14 protein-coding genes and 1 pseudogene are annotated in these 15,871 nt (G+C 70.6%); 5 read left to right on the forward strand and 10 right to left on the reverse strand.

What is annotated here, in order from left to right:
* Positions 1-59 precede the first annotated feature (59 nt).
* Positions 60-1,085, forward strand: coding sequence for an Lrp/AsnC family transcriptional regulator (locus ACLU3S_RS08005; RefSeq protein WP_413951050.1), 1,026 nt, complete (start codon positions 60-62; stop codon positions 1,083-1,085).
* A gap of 442 nt (positions 1,086-1,527) precedes the next feature.
* On the opposite strand, the gene ACLU3S_RS08010 is transcribed toward ACLU3S_RS08005, so the two are convergent.
* Genes ACLU3S_RS08010 through ACLU3S_RS08020 form a run of 3 tightly spaced genes read right to left on the reverse strand, consistent with a single transcriptional unit; the run spans position 1,528 to position 2,889 of the window.
* Positions 1,528-1,959: a TSUP family transporter gene (locus ACLU3S_RS08010; protein WP_413951103.1), complete on the reverse strand. Its 432-nt coding sequence runs from the start codon at positions 1,957-1,959 to the stop codon at positions 1,528-1,530.
* The gene (locus ACLU3S_RS08015) at positions 1,914-2,657 is read right to left on the reverse strand and encodes an SDR family oxidoreductase (RefSeq protein WP_413951051.1); all 744 of its coding nucleotides are present in this window, start codon (positions 2,655-2,657) and stop codon (positions 1,914-1,916) included. Before ACLU3S_RS08015 ends, ACLU3S_RS08010 begins: the two co-directional genes overlap by 46 nt.
* Before the next feature lie 25 nt (positions 2,658-2,682).
* A complete protein-coding gene (locus ACLU3S_RS08020) occupies positions 2,683-2,889 on the reverse strand; it encodes a hypothetical protein (RefSeq protein ID WP_413951052.1) in 207 nt (68 codons plus the stop codon).
* A 207-nt stretch (positions 2,890-3,096) separates the two neighbouring features.
* Between ACLU3S_RS08020 and ACLU3S_RS08025 the strand changes: the two genes are divergently transcribed.
* A complete protein-coding gene (locus tag ACLU3S_RS08025; protein ID WP_413951053.1) occupies positions 3,097-3,798 on the forward strand; it encodes a TetR/AcrR family transcriptional regulator in 702 nt (233 codons plus the stop codon).
* Between the two features lie 114 nt (positions 3,799-3,912).
* On the opposite strand, the gene ACLU3S_RS08030 is transcribed toward ACLU3S_RS08025, so the two are convergent.
* From ACLU3S_RS08030 to ACLU3S_RS08055, 6 genes are all read right to left on the reverse strand, one after another.
* Complete coding sequence (locus ACLU3S_RS08030) at positions 3,913-6,096, reverse strand: SpoIIE family protein phosphatase (RefSeq protein WP_413951054.1); 2,184 nt, start codon at positions 6,094-6,096, stop codon at positions 3,913-3,915.
* Positions 6,097-6,543: 447 nt separating this feature from the next.
* Positions 6,544-9,483 (reverse strand): CHAT domain-containing protein, encoded by a 2,940-nt coding sequence (locus ACLU3S_RS08035; RefSeq protein WP_413951055.1) that lies wholly within the window; start codon positions 9,481-9,483, stop codon positions 6,544-6,546.
* On the reverse strand, positions 9,465-9,827 hold the full coding sequence (locus tag ACLU3S_RS08040; protein WP_413951056.1) for a hypothetical protein: 363 nt from the start codon (positions 9,825-9,827) through the stop codon (positions 9,465-9,467). The genes ACLU3S_RS08035 and ACLU3S_RS08040 overlap by 19 nt, the downstream gene beginning before the upstream one ends.
* 305 nt (positions 9,828-10,132) lie before the next feature.
* Positions 10,133-12,466 (reverse strand): tetratricopeptide repeat protein, encoded by a 2,334-nt coding sequence (locus ACLU3S_RS08045; RefSeq protein WP_413951057.1) that lies wholly within the window; start codon positions 12,464-12,466, stop codon positions 10,133-10,135.
* 336 nt (positions 12,467-12,802) lie between these two features.
* On the reverse strand, positions 12,803-13,006 hold the full coding sequence (locus ACLU3S_RS08050) for a relaxase domain-containing protein (RefSeq protein ID WP_413951104.1): 204 nt from the start codon (positions 13,004-13,006) through the stop codon (positions 12,803-12,805).
* A gap of 145 nt (positions 13,007-13,151) precedes the next feature.
* The gene (locus ACLU3S_RS08055; RefSeq protein ID WP_413951058.1) at positions 13,152-13,406 is read right to left on the reverse strand and encodes a hypothetical protein; all 255 of its coding nucleotides are present in this window, start codon (positions 13,404-13,406) and stop codon (positions 13,152-13,154) included.
* 268 nt (positions 13,407-13,674) lie between these two features.
* Between ACLU3S_RS08055 and ACLU3S_RS08060 the strand changes: the two genes are divergently transcribed.
* The 3 genes and pseudogenes from ACLU3S_RS08060 to ACLU3S_RS08070 all read left to right on the forward strand — a co-directional run bounded on the left by ACLU3S_RS08060 (position 13,675) and on the right by ACLU3S_RS08070 (position 15,372).
* Positions 13,675-14,301 carry a DUF1963 domain-containing protein gene (locus ACLU3S_RS08060; RefSeq protein WP_413951105.1) on the forward strand — a complete coding sequence of 209 codons (627 nt, stop codon included), beginning with the start codon at positions 13,675-13,677 and terminating at the stop codon, positions 14,299-14,301.
* A gap of 183 nt (positions 14,302-14,484) precedes the next feature.
* A pseudogene (locus ACLU3S_RS08065) lies at positions 14,485-14,658 on the forward strand (IS5/IS1182 family transposase); the annotation flags it as partial.
* A gap of 120 nt (positions 14,659-14,778) precedes the next feature.
* On the forward strand, positions 14,779-15,372 hold the full coding sequence (locus ACLU3S_RS08070; protein WP_413951106.1) for a DUF4291 domain-containing protein: 594 nt from the start codon (positions 14,779-14,781) through the stop codon (positions 15,370-15,372).
* On the opposite strand, the gene ACLU3S_RS08075 is transcribed toward ACLU3S_RS08070, so the two are convergent.
* Positions 15,361-15,645 (reverse strand): hypothetical protein, encoded by a 285-nt coding sequence (locus ACLU3S_RS08075; protein WP_413951059.1) that lies wholly within the window; start codon positions 15,643-15,645, stop codon positions 15,361-15,363. The two genes, ACLU3S_RS08070 and ACLU3S_RS08075, sit on opposite strands and share 12 nt — an antisense overlap.
* Positions 15,646-15,871: the final 226 nt, after the last annotated feature.

Below are 15,871 nucleotides of genomic sequence, written 5' to 3' on the forward strand. Positions count from 1 at the left end.
GCGCACCTGAGCTAGAATCGATCGAATCGTGCACAGTAGTCAGGAATCAGAGTCGTTTCGTGCATCGCAATGAGCTGGATGAGCGCGATCTGCAGCTCCTGCATGCTCTGCAGATCGCCCCTCGCGCCAGTTGGACGGACGTCGCCCGCATTCTCGGTGGCACCCGGGCGACGCTGGTGGCACGGTGGGAGCGCATGAGGTCGGCGGGGCTGGCGTGGGTGAGCGCGCAGCCCGGCAACGCCTACCGTGACGTGACGCTGGCGCTCGTCGAGGTGGACTGCCTGCCCGGGACGCGGCCCGGGGTCGTGCGGGCGCTGTGTGAGGACGCACGGGTCGTCACCGTTGAGGAGTCGACACGGGGCCGGGATCTCCTGCTCACCGTGATCACCCGCGACCTGCCCGCCCTGACCGCGTTCCTCTTCGACGCGCTGGAGTGCCTGCCCGGTGTCGCGCGCCAGCGAAGTCACGTGGCGACGGCCGTGCACCGCCACGGCAGCCACTGGCGCCTGGACGCGCTGGACCCGGTGCAGGTGGCGGCCTTCGAGCGGCTCGCCTCGACCACGTCCAGAGCGGCGTCCGGGGCGCTTCCCTTCGATGCATGGCCGCTGATCGAGGCGCTGGCTCAGGACGGCAGGGCGACCGCCGCCGACCTCGCCCGGGCCACCGGCCGCAACCCCGCGACCGTACGCCGCCAGCTCAGCCGCCTGCTCGGCTCGGGCCTGGTGTCGTTCCGCTGCGAGCTGGCCGCGGAGGTGTCCGGCTGGTCGGTGAGCAGCACCTGGACGGCCCGGGTCGAACCGGCCGGCCACGATCGTGCCGTCACCGCCCTGGCGACGCTGCCGGAGCTCAGGATGTGCGTCTCCACCACGGGGGAGACGAATCTCGCGATGACCGTGTGGACCCGCACCGTGGCGGAGATCCTCCACATCGAGCGGCTCTTCGGGGCGCGCCTGCCCGAGCTCCAGGTGCGGGAGAACGCGATCAACTTGCGCACCCCGAAACGCATGGGCTGGATGCTGGACAGCACGGGCAGGGCGACCGGGGCACTGGTCGTCCCGGCCGCCCTGCGGCCTCTGGCCATGTAGGCGCGCAACCCCTCCGCCTCGCCGGCGGCTGACCCCCTTTCGGGGGAGAGCAGTTCCCGGAAGGCGGCCTCGGCCTCCGCGAAGCGCACCCGCGCGGTACGCGCAGACACGCCCAGGACATTGCCGACGACCTGCCAGTCGGCACCGCCCATCCGCTCGTACACGACCACGGCCTCGAAGAACCGTGGCGCAGCTCCGATCACTCGGGCCGCGTCGGCCGGCACGGTGCCCGGTGAACGATTGGTGCCCTCGGGGTTCAGCTCGTGCTCGCCGATCGGGACACACGCACGGGCGAGGTCGGCCAGTTCGCCTCGTAGGCCATCACCAGCCTCGCCCGCGCGCATCCGTGTACCGGACCGTGGTTCCGGCACCATTTTCGATCACGTCAGTCAGCCTTCAGCTCTCGATGATGGAGTTGACCAGGCGTGACTTCCCTGCATGGTCAGCCGCGCAGGAAGTACAGGACGGTCGTCACCGTGGCCGTTGCCAGGAGGACGCCCCGCAGCAGCCGGGCGGGAAGACGGCGGGCCAGCTGGGCGCCGACGAAACCCCCAGCGGTCGCACCGGCCAGCAGGGTGACCAGAGGCAGGGGTGCGCGCAGTGCATCCGAGGTGAACAGGAACAGCGCGCCCGAGGTGAGGAAGACGGCCGCGAGTTGGGTGATCCGCATCGGGTTGCCGGCTGCGGTATCGAGGCCCAGGCCGATGCTCCACAGGGCCACCATCAGGATGCCTACGGCTCCGCCGAAGTATCCGCCGTACACGGCGATGAGGAACTGGCCGATCGGTACGGCCCGCACACTCATGCCGGTCCCTCTTGTCTCGCGGCTCAGTGAAGGCCGCCGTTGACCTTGATCGTCTGTCCGTTCACCCAGTGCCCTGCGGCACTGGTGAGGAAGGCGACCGCCTGGGCGATGTCGGACGGCGTGCCCAGCCGTTCCAGGGGCGCCGCCTTCGCGAAGAACTCGATCTGTTCGTCGGTCTTGCCTTCGAGGAACATCTCCGTGCCGGTCGGACCGGGCGCGACCGCGTTGACGTTGATGTCACGCCCGCGCAGTTCATGGGCGAGGATGAATGTCAGTGCCTCCACCGCACCCTTGCTCCCGGCGTAGCCGGTGTAGTTCGGAAGGGCACGGCCGAGCACTGAGGAGGAGAAGTTGACCAGTGAGCCACCGGGGCGCAGCCGCCGCGCGGCCTGCTGGCACACAACATATGTGCCGCGGACATTGATCCGGAGCATCTCGTCCAGTTCGTCGAGGTCGAAGTCGGCCAGCGGCGCCAGCGTCATCCGTGCGGCCGCGTGGACGACCACGTCGACCCCACCGAACGTCTTTTCGGCTGCGTCGAACAGACCTGCGACCGCGGTCTCGTCGCCCACGTCGGCACTCACTGCCAGCGCCTCGGAGCCGCGCGCCGTGACCGCGGCGACGGCTTCGCCGGCCTCGGCCACGTTGGTGGCATAGCCCACGACGACGGCGAACCCGTCTTCCGCGAGTCGTTCCACGCAGCCCCGGCCGATGCCACGAGACCCTCCGGTCACGATGGCGACCTTGCGCTGGGTGTGCGATGTCATGGAATTGCTCTCTTTCTCGGATGGATCAGGCCGTCCGGAGGACGGTCATGTAGTCGGCAACCGCGAGTCCGCCCATGGTGTGCACGGCCGCACGTGCCGCATTCGGAAGCGGCATGGTGCCCGCCGTGCCGGTGAGCTGCATCGCGGCCGGCTTCTGCTCCAGCAGGGAGTTGAACGCGCTCTGCGCGTCCTGGGTCGACCTCTGCGCATCCTGGACTTCGATTCGCTCCACGCTGAGTCGGCTCAGCCGAGAGTGGCTCAGCCGGGTAACCATTAGTGGACTGAAGTACAGCCCGTTGGCCATCAGCCTGCGGCAGACCTAATGAGGATGTCAACAATAGGCGTTAGCAACGTTCCGCCACGAACCCTAACCATTAGACTCCGGTACATTGGGTATGACTGGCCAGCAGGCCATCGGATCGAGAGCAACGGGAGTCCCATGAGTGGCGAGAGAACCGCTACGGCGCCGCGGCAGCAACGCAAGACGGAGACCCGCGAACGTCTCCTGAGAGCGGCGACCGAACTGTTCGCCGCGCAGGGCTTCGAGGAGACGACATACGACGAAATCGCCCAGGCCGCCGCCGTCGCCCGCCAGACGGTCTTCAACCACTTCCCACGCAAAGAGGACTTCGTCCTCGCCTGGGGCGCCCTCCGCCGCGAAGAGATCACGCATGCGCTCGCCGACCGAGCCTTCACGGAGAAGTCCGCGACCGCACGCCTGGTCCTGATCATGCAGGTGCTGGCGGAATCCTACGAGCGGTCGCCGGCAGCCGGCCGGGTCTACACCCTGGCCTGGGTCAAATGGGGCGGCCCCGTCCTGGAGGAGCGGACGCTGGCAACCCAATTCGCCGGCGTCATCGAGGAGGGGCAGCGGTCCGGTGAGATCCGCGACGACGTCAGCGCACAGACAGCGGGAGAGCTGATCCGCGCGGCCTACTTCGATGCACTGTGGCGGTGGGCTGCGCCGGACCGGCCCGCCGACGCCCCGTCCCTGTTCGCCGACCTGCTCATCCGGCTGGAACTGATCCTGACCGGCCTGTGCGTCCTGCCCGACCGTGAGGGACTCAAGCGCTCGATGCGGCTGGCGCAGGCAATCGAGGTGACCCGCCGCCCCGAAGGCCCGCCGAACCTGCCGAGTTAGCGCTGTTGCCCCAGCGCCCTACGAACCCCGAGCTACGAACCGACCGGCGGCCGACCGGAGCGGCTTGCACGACGGCCCGAACGGCCGGACAGGCCGCGTGCGGTCGGCGAACGGTTACGAAGTCGCGGCGTGTGAACTGACGTCCAGCTCGAACCAGGTGGTTTTGCCGCGGCCCGCGGGGGACGTACCCCAAGCTGCGGCAAGGGCGTTGACGATCAGCAGGCCGCGCCCGGACTCCGCCTCGTCGTTCACCGCCTCATCGGCGCCCACGATGGCGGCCATGACGGGCGGGTGCGGATTGGTGTCCCGCACCTCGACACGCAGGTGGTCCGGGTAGTTGCGGAGCCTTACATCGACCTCGCTCTGAGCGTGTACCAAGGAGTTGGTCACCACCTCGGACACCAGGAGCTCCAACGCGTCGATGTCGACGCTGAGCATCCACGTATTCATCAGGTCGGTCAGGAAGTGCCGCAGCCGGCGTACTTCATGCAGGCCGTTGCGTTGGATGGACACCCGTGCGACCCGCTCCGCGGCGCTCTCGCTGGCCCCCTCGTACCGGACCAGCAACAACGCCAGGTCGTCGTCGCGCGCCGTGTGCGGTCCGTCATCGGAGACCAGGCGGTCGGCCAGTACCTCCAGGTCCAGGTCCCGTTGGTCGGCCAGTCGTTGCCGGAGCGTGCCGAGGGCGGTTTCGAGAGACTGGTGACTGAGGTCGAGCAGGCCATCGGTGTACAGAGCGACCAGTGATCCCGGTGCGAGCACGGTATCGACCTGGATGTAGACGGTCTCCGGGCAAATGCCGAGCGGCGGGCCCGCGGAGAGTACCGGCGTGCTGACCCGACCGCTCGGGTCGCTGATGACAGGCATGGGATGGCCGGCGCTGGCGATGGTGGCCTCCCCGGTGTCCAGGTCCAGCCATATACAGCAGCAGGTGGCGAAGAGCCTGGTGTCCAGACCCGCCAGCAACCGGTTGCTGCGTGCCAGCACAGCAGCCGGGTCGTGCCCCTCTGTGGCGTACGCACGGGCGCCGCTGCGCAGTTGAGCCATGATCCCGGCGGCTTCCAGGCTGTGTCCCTCGACGTCCCCGATGAGCAGTCCCGCCCCTCCCCCAGGCAGACTGATCACGTCGTACCAGTCGCCGCCCGCTTCGGCGCCCTGGGTGGCCGGAAGGTAGCGCGCGGTGGCAACGATCTCCTTCAGGTGTGGAAAGCTGCCTGGCAACAGCCCCTGCTGCAGGGTCCGGGCGATGGAGGCCGCCCACTCGTGCGAGCGAACCCGCTGCAGTGACTGCCCGACCTGCCCGAACATGATCATCAGTGCCGCTAGTTCGTCGTCCCGCAACTGCTGGAGATGGTCGTACCTGACGACGGAGCATCCAACCACCTGGCGATCGGCGATGAGGGGAAGGAACAGCCAGGCGGCACCTTCGTGGTAGCGGTTCAGCCCCGGGTAGCCGGCGCGCAACTGCGCCGTACTCAGCATCATCGACTGGTTCTTGATCACCGCGTCCGCCTCAGGCGCGCCAGGCGTGAGCGGCAGGTAGTCCACCGCCTTCAGAGCCGACTTGGCAGACCCCGCCGAGCCGGCGACCCGCAGCCGTCCTTGCTCGATCAGGTACAACGTCACCCCGTCCCCACCGAACGGCCGGACCACCTCGGCATGTGTGGTGGCGACGATGTCCTGGGCCCGCACGCCGGCGGTCAACTCGGTGGCCACCCGCTGGAATTGGTAGAGGAAGGAGGAACTCCCACTGGGCCCTGTCGGCCGGATGGGCGGTGCTGTGGCCGAGGCGCCTTGCGAGACGGGGCCGGCGCCGTCCGTTGAAACTGGAACGAACCAGGGGACCGGAGGGGCGACCATGGACGCACCCTGCTCCGCCGACCGTTCCAGATCGGTGGACAACTGCTCTGCGACGCTCCGGACGCAGTCCAGCATCGCGCTGTCGGGATCCCGAGGGGGCGCCCAGCGCAGGACGAGCACGCCGAACCGCTTGCGGGCCGTCCGCAGCGGCGCGGCCACCGTGAGTACGGGATACGGCAGGTACTGGACAACCGCCGGGTTGCTCTCGATGGCCCAGCGCGTCGATACGCTGTCCCGGACGACGATCTCTCCCGTCTGCTGGGCTGCCGCCCCGGCCCAGTCGAAATCGTCGACCGGCATTCCCGGAGCCACAGTGAAACCCAGGGCGGTGTCGAGGACCATGGAGGCGGCGAGGGCGCCGGTGTCGTCGGTAAGAAGGTACACAGCGGCTGTCGCTGGATGCAGTCGTTCAAACAGCCGACGCAGGGACGCCGCCATGTCGACATCTCGCCGCACTTCCCATGGAGAGGGCGGAGTCGATACGAGCACGGGAGACCCCATCGCCATACTTATCACTATACTTATCACCGTATGCGTGGAATTAGTTCCTGAGTCACGCGGCCGGGGAGCCCTGTACGGCCAAGGCCGACGGCCGACCAGCACGTCGGTATCCTGAGGTCCGCCTCTGCCGCCCAAGGCACTGCGCCTGCATGACGGACTCGGGCCACTGATCCCCCCAAGTCGGCCCGTGACACCGGTCACCGACCACCGGTGGTACGCGGCCACGCAGCTTGATCAGGCTGCGCACGCTGCGCGAACCGGTCGGTCATCTCGCCGATCGCTTTCATCTGCCGGCGGAGCGGGCGGTGGAGCTGCTGCGCCTGGGTGTGCGTCCCGCGGCGACGGCCCGCGCGGAGGCAGGCTGGCCTGGCGGGGCGGGGTGGCTCACGGTCCCACGTGCAGGTAGGCGGCCCACTGTGACGGGCGGTCCGGTTCGCGGTCGCGGTGGGTACGGGTAGCGGCGTGCAGGGCCTGTGCCGCGATCATCCGGGCCGGGGGCAGGAGGTTGGTGTAGAAGGCGTGCGCCATGCGTGTGGTGGCGTGGTCGTCGACTGGCCAGAGGCTGCCGATGAGCTGGCTGAAGCCGGCCGCGTGGAAGCTGCTGAGGAGGTTCAGCGACTCGTCGGGAAGGTCCAGTCGGCTCAGTGCGGTGCCGCAGGCCGACAGGAACGCCAGCCCGCCGCGGCGGGTGCCGGTCAGCGGGAGGTCGGGCTGGTGGAGTCTGCCGTCGTGGAGCAGGAGGTGGGACTCGTAGTGCCGGTCCGGGTCCTGGCCGGTGTGGCAGGCCAGGTGCACCATTTCGTGGTCGGCGAGTGCCGCGGTGACGTTCGCGCGGCTGGCGGCCGGGCCGCGCAGGAGACGGCAGCGGGGGAAGAGCGTTGTCAGCAGCGCCGCTTCCTGGTCGGCCGCCGGGAGCGGGGCCGCGCTTCCGGGGGTGTGCGGCAGGGCGATCACCAGGGGTCTGGTGTCCGCAGCGGGTTGCCAGGGGCGGGTGCGGGTCAGCGCGCGCAGGGTCGGGGTGTAGGAGGAGGTCACCAGGTTGAGCGCGTTGCCCGATTCGTGCCGGCCGGCTGCGTGGAAGGGAAGGATCGAGAGGGGGCCGGTGGGGCACCACCACAGCTTGGGCGGCTGTTCGCCGTCCGCTCCCCCGTTCGCCGGCAGTGCGACCTCCTGCAGTACCGGCCCCACCACCGCGTCCCACAGCAGGGCGAGCCCCGCGGATATCGCGTACTCGCCCAGCATCCGCCGCGTCGTCGGCAGCTTCGCGTCCAGTGCTGTCTCGGCGCCGCCGAGGATGTCGCGGCCCAGCTGCCGCAGTGTCCTGGCCGTCAGGTCCGGCAGCGGGAGGAGTCGTACGCCCGGCACTGTCACGACCAGCGCCATGGAACCGGCTTCCTGCAGCAGCGGGACCACCACCGGGCCCGCCGCACAGCCGCGCAGAATTTCCGCAAGGGCGGGGGGCTCCAGGAAGTGCTCGAAGCCGGGGAGTTGCCGGATGTGGGCGGTCAGGGCGTCGCGGTGAGCCGCCAGGCGGTGGCGTCGGCCCGGGTCGCGTTCGGTGCGCAGGGCTTTGGAGGTGCGCTCCAGGTCGGCGGCCGGCCCGGGGGCGACGGCTGCCAGCCGGGTCGCGTGTTCGCGCAGCGCCGCCGCATCGGCGTAGAGCACGCCGCGGCCGTGTTCGAGGAGTTCCACCGCTTGCTCAGGTCGGCCGGCTTTGGCGGCGGCGGAGGCGGCCAGCGTGGGCAGTGGCGCGAACTCCGCCAGCAGTCGCTCGCGGTCCCGGGCGCTCAGGTGCGGGCCGGTGAGCTGGCGCAGCAGGGTGATGGCCAGGGCCAGATCATCGGCGGCCTGTGACCATTCCTCGAGGGTGTTGGCGAGTTTGCCCGCGTGCCAGGCGCTGCGGGCGCGGCGCAGTGGGCTCAGCCTGTCCGAGCGGGCGGCGCTGCGCAGGCAGTCGGCGGCCTCCCGGCCGTCCGGCGCGGCGGCGGTTGCGGCGAAGCGGTTGTTGAGGAGCGTGCCGAGGGTGAGGCGGCGCTCCGGCAGCTGCGCCGGGTTGGCGGCGGCCACCGCCGCCCGGGCCGTGTCGATCGCCTCGGTGAGCAGTGCAGGGTCGCCGGAGCGCAGGTGATGTGCGTGAAGGCTCACCGACAGCGCCGCGGACGCGGCGCCCGCAACCCGCCCGTCGGGGGCCGCGGCGACGGCCCGGCGGGCACAGGCGAGGGATTCGGCGAGGTCGCCTTCCGACCGGGTCTTTTCGGCCCGCCAGGACAGCCAGAGGGCGAGGTCGGCGAGGATGCCGGCGAGTGTCTGTGTGCCGGGCTCCGCCAGAGCCGCCGCGGTGCGGCCCGCCTCGATGGCCTCGTCCAGTGGTGCGGTGCCGGCGCTTTTGTCCTGCTCCCACAGCGCGGCCAGCTGGCCGCCGAGGGCGGCCAGTGTCGGGACGGACGCGGCGTGCCCGGGAGGGAGCTGGGTGAGGAGCTCGCGGGAGAGCCTGAGTGCTTCGCGCAGCGCGTCCGTGTCGCCGAGGGCGGTGTGGCGCAGGTGCAGCAGTTCCACGAGGGCGCTGGTTGGGGCGAGGCGGCCGGGGGCACCTGGTGGCAGGGTTCGTATGGCTGCGCGGGCGTGGTCCACGGCCTGGGTGAGTGCGGCCGGTTCGCCGCCGGCGTCGTAGCGCAGCCGGTAGGCGTGGCTGAGGCGGCCGAGGGCGAGGGCGCGCGGCTCGCTTCCGGACGGTGTGGCCTGCGCCAGGCGCTGTGCGCTGTGGATGAGCAAGGGCAGCAGCTTTGGGTCGTGGTCGGTTTCGTACAGGAGCAGCAGCGCGTGTGCGTGGTTGGTGAGGCAGCGGGCACGCTCGTCCGGCGTCTTGGCCACGGCTTCGGCGGCCCGGCAGATGACGGCGGCGGCGAGGAGTGCGGTCGGATCTTGCTCGCCGGTCTCGATGGCCGGGGCGAGGGCCAGCGTGGTGAGGCGGGCGACGCGGTCCGTCTCCCCTTGCGGGCCGGACCCGGCCTGGTGCGGGAACCCTTCCGGCAGTGCGGCCGGGTCGAACGCGCCGACCGTGCCGAGCAGTGCCAGGGCGAGCAGCGCCTCGCGCTCCCGCTGCCAACCGGTGGTCGCCGCCGCCCGGCACCAGAACAGCCAGCCGGTGAGGTTGAGGCCGGTCCACAGCTCGTCGGGGGCAGCGCACAGCGCCCTGCGCAGCGTGCTTGCGGCCTCCTGTCCGGCGGCCGGGTCGAGGATGACGCTGGGGTCGTCGGTGTCCGTGTAGCGGCGCAGCCGCCCGGCGAGGCGGGCGAGGTCGTCCGTCACGGGCTTCGGCGGCATGGGAACCACTCCTGCCTGCTCTCGTCCCAGATGAAGGTCCGCCCGCGCAGCTCGGCGACGTCCAGGTGGAGCAGGCGGCGCAGCGCTGCGGGTGGTACCGGGTCGGGTGCGATGAGCTGGATGTCCTCGTCGGGGTCGGCGATGCAGACGTATTGGGTGGCCTCCGGCGCTTGTGCGGGTGCTTGCGCCGGTATCTCGTCGACGGCGGTAGGGCGGCGGCTGAGCCGCCTGCGCAGCGCCGCGTACGCGTCCTCTGCCGACTTGCCGACGACGCTCTGCACGAACGGGACGACCACCTGTACCGCGGCCGCGCCGAGCGCCGTCAGTGCCCAGTCGGGCAGCATCCGCGCGGCCGGCTCCGATGCGCCGGCCCGCGCGGCCGCCGTCGCCAGCGCCCGGGCTGCCGCATCGACGCCGGTGGTGGCGGCGATCGCGCTCGGCGCCGGGCGCGGCCAGCGTCCAGGTCCCTTCCGCCTGGCTGTAGACGACGAGGAAGTCGTGGTCGTCCTGCGGTGAGCGGCGCGGCTCGGTGCGCAGCCGCAGCCAGCCCACCGTGCCGGTGCCGTCGCCGAACTCGTCGTGGTAGACGGTCTGTCCGGCCGGTGTGAAGCCGTAGTCCGCCAGTGCCGCCGTCATCTGCTGCAGCAGCTCAGTCGTCGCCACCAAAACCGATCATCCTCAGTCGCTCGCGGGCGAGCCGCATCGTGGGCTCATCCCCGTGGGCCATCGCCCGCCCATAGGCGGCGGCCGCCTCCTTGCCCTCCCGCAGCTGCAGGTGGATATCGCCCTGGAGCAGCAGCACCTGCGCCACCCGGGGCCCGGTCTTGTTGTGCGTGACCGTCCGGCAGGCCTGCAGCGCGCCGCGTAGATCGCCCAGCTGTCGCCGTGTGTGCGCGAGGGCCTGCGCCGCCAAGGGGGCGGCCTCGGGGTGTCCGGAGTCGGCCGCGTCCTGCAGGGCGGCCGCGGCTGCGGTGAGCTCGCCGGACTGTGCGAGCAGGGCGCCGAGTTCGAGGCTCGCCCACACCGCGGGTTCGGATTCTGCGCATGCGGCGGCCCGCTGGTAGGCCTCGCGGGCGCCGGCCGTGTCGCCGCGGCTGAGCAGTATCCGGCCGGCACGCAGCTCGGCCGCGGCGGTGACGACGTCCGGCACTGCGGTCGTGCCGGCCACGTGCCGGTAGTGCGTGAGCGCCTCCTCGGGGTCCGTGTCCTGGATCTGCAGGGCCAGCTTGAACCTGGCGGCGGCGGCAAGGGCGGGGTCCTCGGCATCGATGGCTCCCCGGTATGCGGCCACGGCCCCGGCGATGTCGCCGTCCTCGTGTTTCAGGTCCCCCAGCCACATCAGCGCCCGCGGCTTGGCGTGCCTGTGCCCGGAGTCGACGGCCACCTCGAACATCCGCTGGGCCGCCCGGCGTTCGCCGAGGTCTGCGAGCACGGTCCCGAGGCGGCCGGCCACCTCGCCGTGCATTCCGGTCGGGTCGCCGTGCGCGGTGCAGCAGGTCAGCGCCCTCTCGTACGCCGACCGGGCACCCGCCAGATCGCCTTCGTCCCGCAGGATCATGCCCAGGTTCAGGCCGGCCAGCGGCGTGCCGATCGGGTCGTCCTCGGCGAGCACCTGGCGGTACAGGCGGACGGCACCGTCCCGGTCGCCCCGCTCGGCCATCTCCTGGGCCTGGTTGGACCGCTGGGCCGCGGCGAACACCCACTCCCCGTCGATGGCCCGGCTTCCGCCGGACCGACGTGCCGGGCCGCCCGGCACACGTCCCGTACCGCCCGGCGTCCTGCCGTCCCGGCGTCTGACGCCCGCCTCCGAGCGGCAAAAGAGCCCGGCTGCCGACACGACCATCGGTTCCAGGCTCGACGCGGCCCGCTCCCACGCCTGCTGTGCGACCTTTGCGTGGCCGCGCTCGCCGGCGGTGGCGGCGACCTGCATCAGCTCGAACGCGTCGCTGCGCCGCAGCACGAACTCCCAGGCGGCGGCGGGTATATCGGCGGGCAGCGGTGCGGTGGGGGCATCGGCGTGGGCGACGATGTGCGGATGCGGCTGGAAGGTGCGCGGGGCGGCGGTCTTTGCCCTGGGCTGTTCGCTGAGCAACGCCGCGCCCTCGGGCCCGGCCAGGGCCCAGTCGAGTGCCTCAACCCAGGCGTCGTCCGTGGGCTCCTCGTACGGGACGCAGGCGGCGACCAGCTCGCGTAGCTCCGGCTCGGTGGCGGCCCGCGACAGTCCGGCGCGCCGCCGGTCGACGGCGGCCTTGACCACCTGCCAGCCCGCTTGCCCGCCGAGGTACCCGTCGCGGTAGCGCCGCTCCAGGGCGGCGGCCTCCAAAGGCAGCGGTGCGGCCTCGTCGTCGGTATGCGCGAAGTCCGCCGCCGTGGCCGGGGGCGTCTCCTCTTCGGCGCCGTTCCCGCGTGGCTCGGGCACCTCGATCGTCACGGCCGCGTCGAGCACCTGCCGGGCCAGCGCCCGGGAGACACCCTGCGACGTGCGCATGATCTCCCAGAGATTCCCCGACACCGTGGCCATCAGCACGACTCGCCGGCCGAGTTTGAGCAGCCGTTCCAGTCGGTCGCCGCCGAGCGCGTCCGGCGCCGCCAGATACCGCTCGATCCCCTCCAGCCATACGACGAGGGTGCCGTCGTCGCCCGGCAACGGCGGCTGCAGATCCACCAGTTCGGCCAGCGCGCCCGTCTCCAGCCGGGGCACGAGCAGCCGGGCCCCGGGCAGCGTCCGGCACACGGCCTCGAAGCCGGCGCGCCACTTGGCGGCCCGGTTCGGCCCGGCGAGCAATACGATCGAACGCTCGCCCAGGGCGTCGTCCAACTGCCGCCGCAACCACGGCGGATGCGGCAAAGGCACGATCGTCCCGTGGCTGTAGAGCCCCCGCGAGCCGGCTAACTCCCCGTACGCGTCCACGTCGGCGACCGCGGGCAGCGCCTCGCCATCACGCGTGGACGGCAGCGCCAATAACGCACGAACCCGTTCCACCAGCATCCGCACTCCCCGTGAATGTCCCCTGGACACGCGCGGCAAGTGTGCCATGCCCGCGGCGAACAGGATCCAGGGCCGGGATCACTTGGCGCCTGTGGTGCAGGAGCGATCCGAGGCCCATGCCTGCGTGGCAAGGACGGCGAGCGAGGTTCCCGGTTCCGGTCAGCCGCGTGCCCTTCACGATCAGGTCGGAGAAGACCTCTTGACCGGTCGAGGGCGTGAACAGCGCCATGACGGGTGAGCGATCGGATTGGAGTACGTCACCGGAGTGTCCTTTGGGCCGGAGGAAGGCCACCGCCGATGCGAAAGGGACACGCGGAATGTGAACCTGCATCACGTCCTCTTGTCGTCCGGCCGCCGGGCTCGGATGGACGTCACCGCATGATCGTGAAGCTGCGGCTTTCCGGCTGTGGACTCGTAGTGTGGGACCGCGGCGGTCAGCCCGTCCTTCGCCGGCTTGCGGTGCTCGCCGCCACTCCCCCGGCGGGTCTCTGCGACGGACTCCTCCAGCCACGCCGGCGCCGTGTCCCGGGCGATGTCGGCACAGCTCCTGGACCCGGCGGATCAGGTTGTCCCCCGGCGCCCACGCGATCTGAACGGCCGGCAACATCCGGAACACCATCCATGGCCGGCCAGGGCGAACCGCTCCTTGGCCTTCTCGGTCTTGGGTGACTTGTTGTGCTCAATGGCCCTGCCCGGCAACCGTCGCCCGCCGCGCCTGCGCCGGGCTCTTTCTCTCCTCCAGGAGCTCGCGCTCGATCCGGTCGGCGTCCGGGTGCCGGCCTTCCCCCGAGAACGGTCCGGCTTGCCGCTCGGTCACCACGTCCCCGGCCGCGAGACCGAGCGCGGCCAGTTCTTGGTCCATCCAGAACCCGGGCGGGGCGCCCGCTTCGTCCTGGGCATCGCGCAGCGACGTGCCCGCCGGGCGCCCGCTCAACCTGCAGATGGCCCGATGGCATTACCGCGGCCTGCGGGTGATCACGCCGATGAGCGCACACCATCCCCTGCAGCTGCGTGTAGGGCAGCTAGGCTTCATGCCTCGATGGAGGCGACCACAGTGACGGTTGGTGAGAGAACCGTTCTGGCAGGTCAGGCACTTGCATGGTCGTGAGGCACGTTGGTCACGACGATGGCGGGCGGGCCGGGCCAGACCTGTCCGGGCGATGTCACCGGTCTGTCATAGAGTCCTGGCCGTGACGACTCTCATGATCGATGCAGGTCCAGTCGCGTCGGCTGCGCAGGCGACCCGGACCGGTGGAGTGCCTCTGGCACCGGCTGGCACTCCGTGGCCCTGCTGCACTTCGTGCAAGGGCCCGATGCAGTTCCTCGCCCAGGTGGTCTTGGATGACCTCGGGGGTGGGATTGAGGGCCGTGGGATCCTCGTCTTGTTCGCATGCCAGAACGACCCAGGTATGTGCAGCGACTGGGAGCCGGACTCGGGCGGGAATCGGGCCTTGCTCTTCCCGGCGGATGGTCTTCAGCCACTGCCCCAACCTGACGGTGTCGATGAGGACCGGCTTTTGCTCGGTTCCGTGCGGGCGGTCAGCTTGGTGCATGTCGACGAGCCCGATTACGACAAGGCCTGCGAAGAGTGGTCAGCGGGAAACGACCACTCCGCGTCATCCGTGCTCGGCCAGCTCGGAGGTAGCCCCGCCTGGATTCAGGGCGACGAGACCCCGTCCTGTCCGTCATGCGCCACTCTTATGCCACTGATCGTCCAGCTTGAGGAAGGTCCGGACCACAGCACCGCCATGAACTTCGGCGGCTGCGGCGGTGCCTATGCGTTCGCCTGCGAACCCTGTGGCCGCGCGAAGTTCCTGTGGCAGTGCTGACCCGGTCTCGATAAACGCCGGGGGCGGGATCAATCAGTTCTGCTCGCGGATCACGCGCCGGAGGCTGGTACGGACGGCGGCGAGGTCGTCTCCCATCTCGACGATTCGCTGCTGGAGTTCAGCGTTCTGGGGCGGGTCTCGTCCGCGGTCGGTCTCGACACCTGGGTGAGCACGCATACGACCGGGTACGACTACGACCGCCTGCGCCGATGGCTACGCTCGCGGAACGTCACGCCGCGCATCGCCGGCAAGGGCATCGAGTCCTCCCAGCGGCTGGGCCGTGGCCGCTGGACCGTTGAGAGAACGGTGGCCTGGCTTGGCGGATGCCGCCGTTCGCATCGCCGCTACGACGTAAGGCCGCGCGCTTCCTCGCCTTCGTCGGCATGCCGCCTCCCTCGTCTGCCATCGCAGGCTCGGCGACCTCGCATCGCGGTAATTCGATGGCGTGTACGGAACGGTGTGCCCACCCTGGTCCCCGTGGCAGAACCCAAATACCAGATTCGAGCCCTGCACACGGACTCCACGGTCACCGTCTACCAGGCGTACACCCCGGAGATAGGCCTGCCGGCGGCCCGGGTGGGCCGTTTCCCGGCGGTGTGGCAGCGGGACCGGATGACATGGATCAAGCCGTCGTTCCTGTGGATGATGTATCGCTGCGGGTGGGGCACCAAAGAGGGACAGGAGACCGTCCTCGCCATCGAGATCTCCCGTGACGGCTTCGAGTGGGCACTGGAGCACGCCTGCCTGTCCCACTACGAGCATGGGCTCCACGCCGACCGCGCCACGTGGAAGCGCCAATTGAAGCGGGCTCCGGCCCGGGTGCAATGGGACCCCGAACGCGACCTGCGCCTTCAGCCGCTTGCCCACCGGTCGCTCCAGCTCGGTCTCGCCGGCGAGGCCGCACGCCTCTACGCCGATGAGTGGACCGTGTCCATCACCGACGTCACATCGCTCGCCCGCACGATCCACGCGCATGTACGAGACGGAGACCTGGACACGGCACGGCAACTCCTGCCCCGTGAACGTCCCTACCCCGTGAGCGACGGAGCCCTGGCTCATCTACGCCAATGAGTCCGTTTGCCCATCGAGATGACCTGCAGGCGGGCGGCTGAAAACACAGTGAGCCACTCGGGGTTCGCGTCGGCGAACTCCCGCATGCCGGCCGTCATGCAGGCGGACGTCGTTCCAGACGAGCACGATCGGTCCGCCCAGCGGGATGCGGGCGCGAACGATCAGATCGCGCACGTCGCGCTGGCCGAAGCCCTTCGGTTCGTCCTTGCGTCCCCGGCACTTGCGGATCGCGTAGAGCAGCCGGGACCGCTCGCCCGGCTTGCAGCAGGCCATGCCATGCCCGGCATCGATACCCTCCCCGAGCCCCAGCCCCTCACCCTCACGACCGGGGTCCAAAGGGCGGCGTGGCCGGCTTGGAGCTGCTGTCGGCGGCCTGCCGGGTACTGATGCAGATGCGTGCCTTCAGCAAGCCAGGAGGCCGGATCGGGATCGATGAGGCCGCGCCGGCGGGATGCTCGGCATGAGCCGGGCCGTGGTGAGCGCAGAGCGGTGGCACCTG

The sequence above is a fragment of the Streptomyces sp. AF1A genome (assembly GCF_047340315.1).
GTDB lineage: Bacteria > Actinomycetota > Actinomycetes > Streptomycetales > Streptomycetaceae > Streptomyces.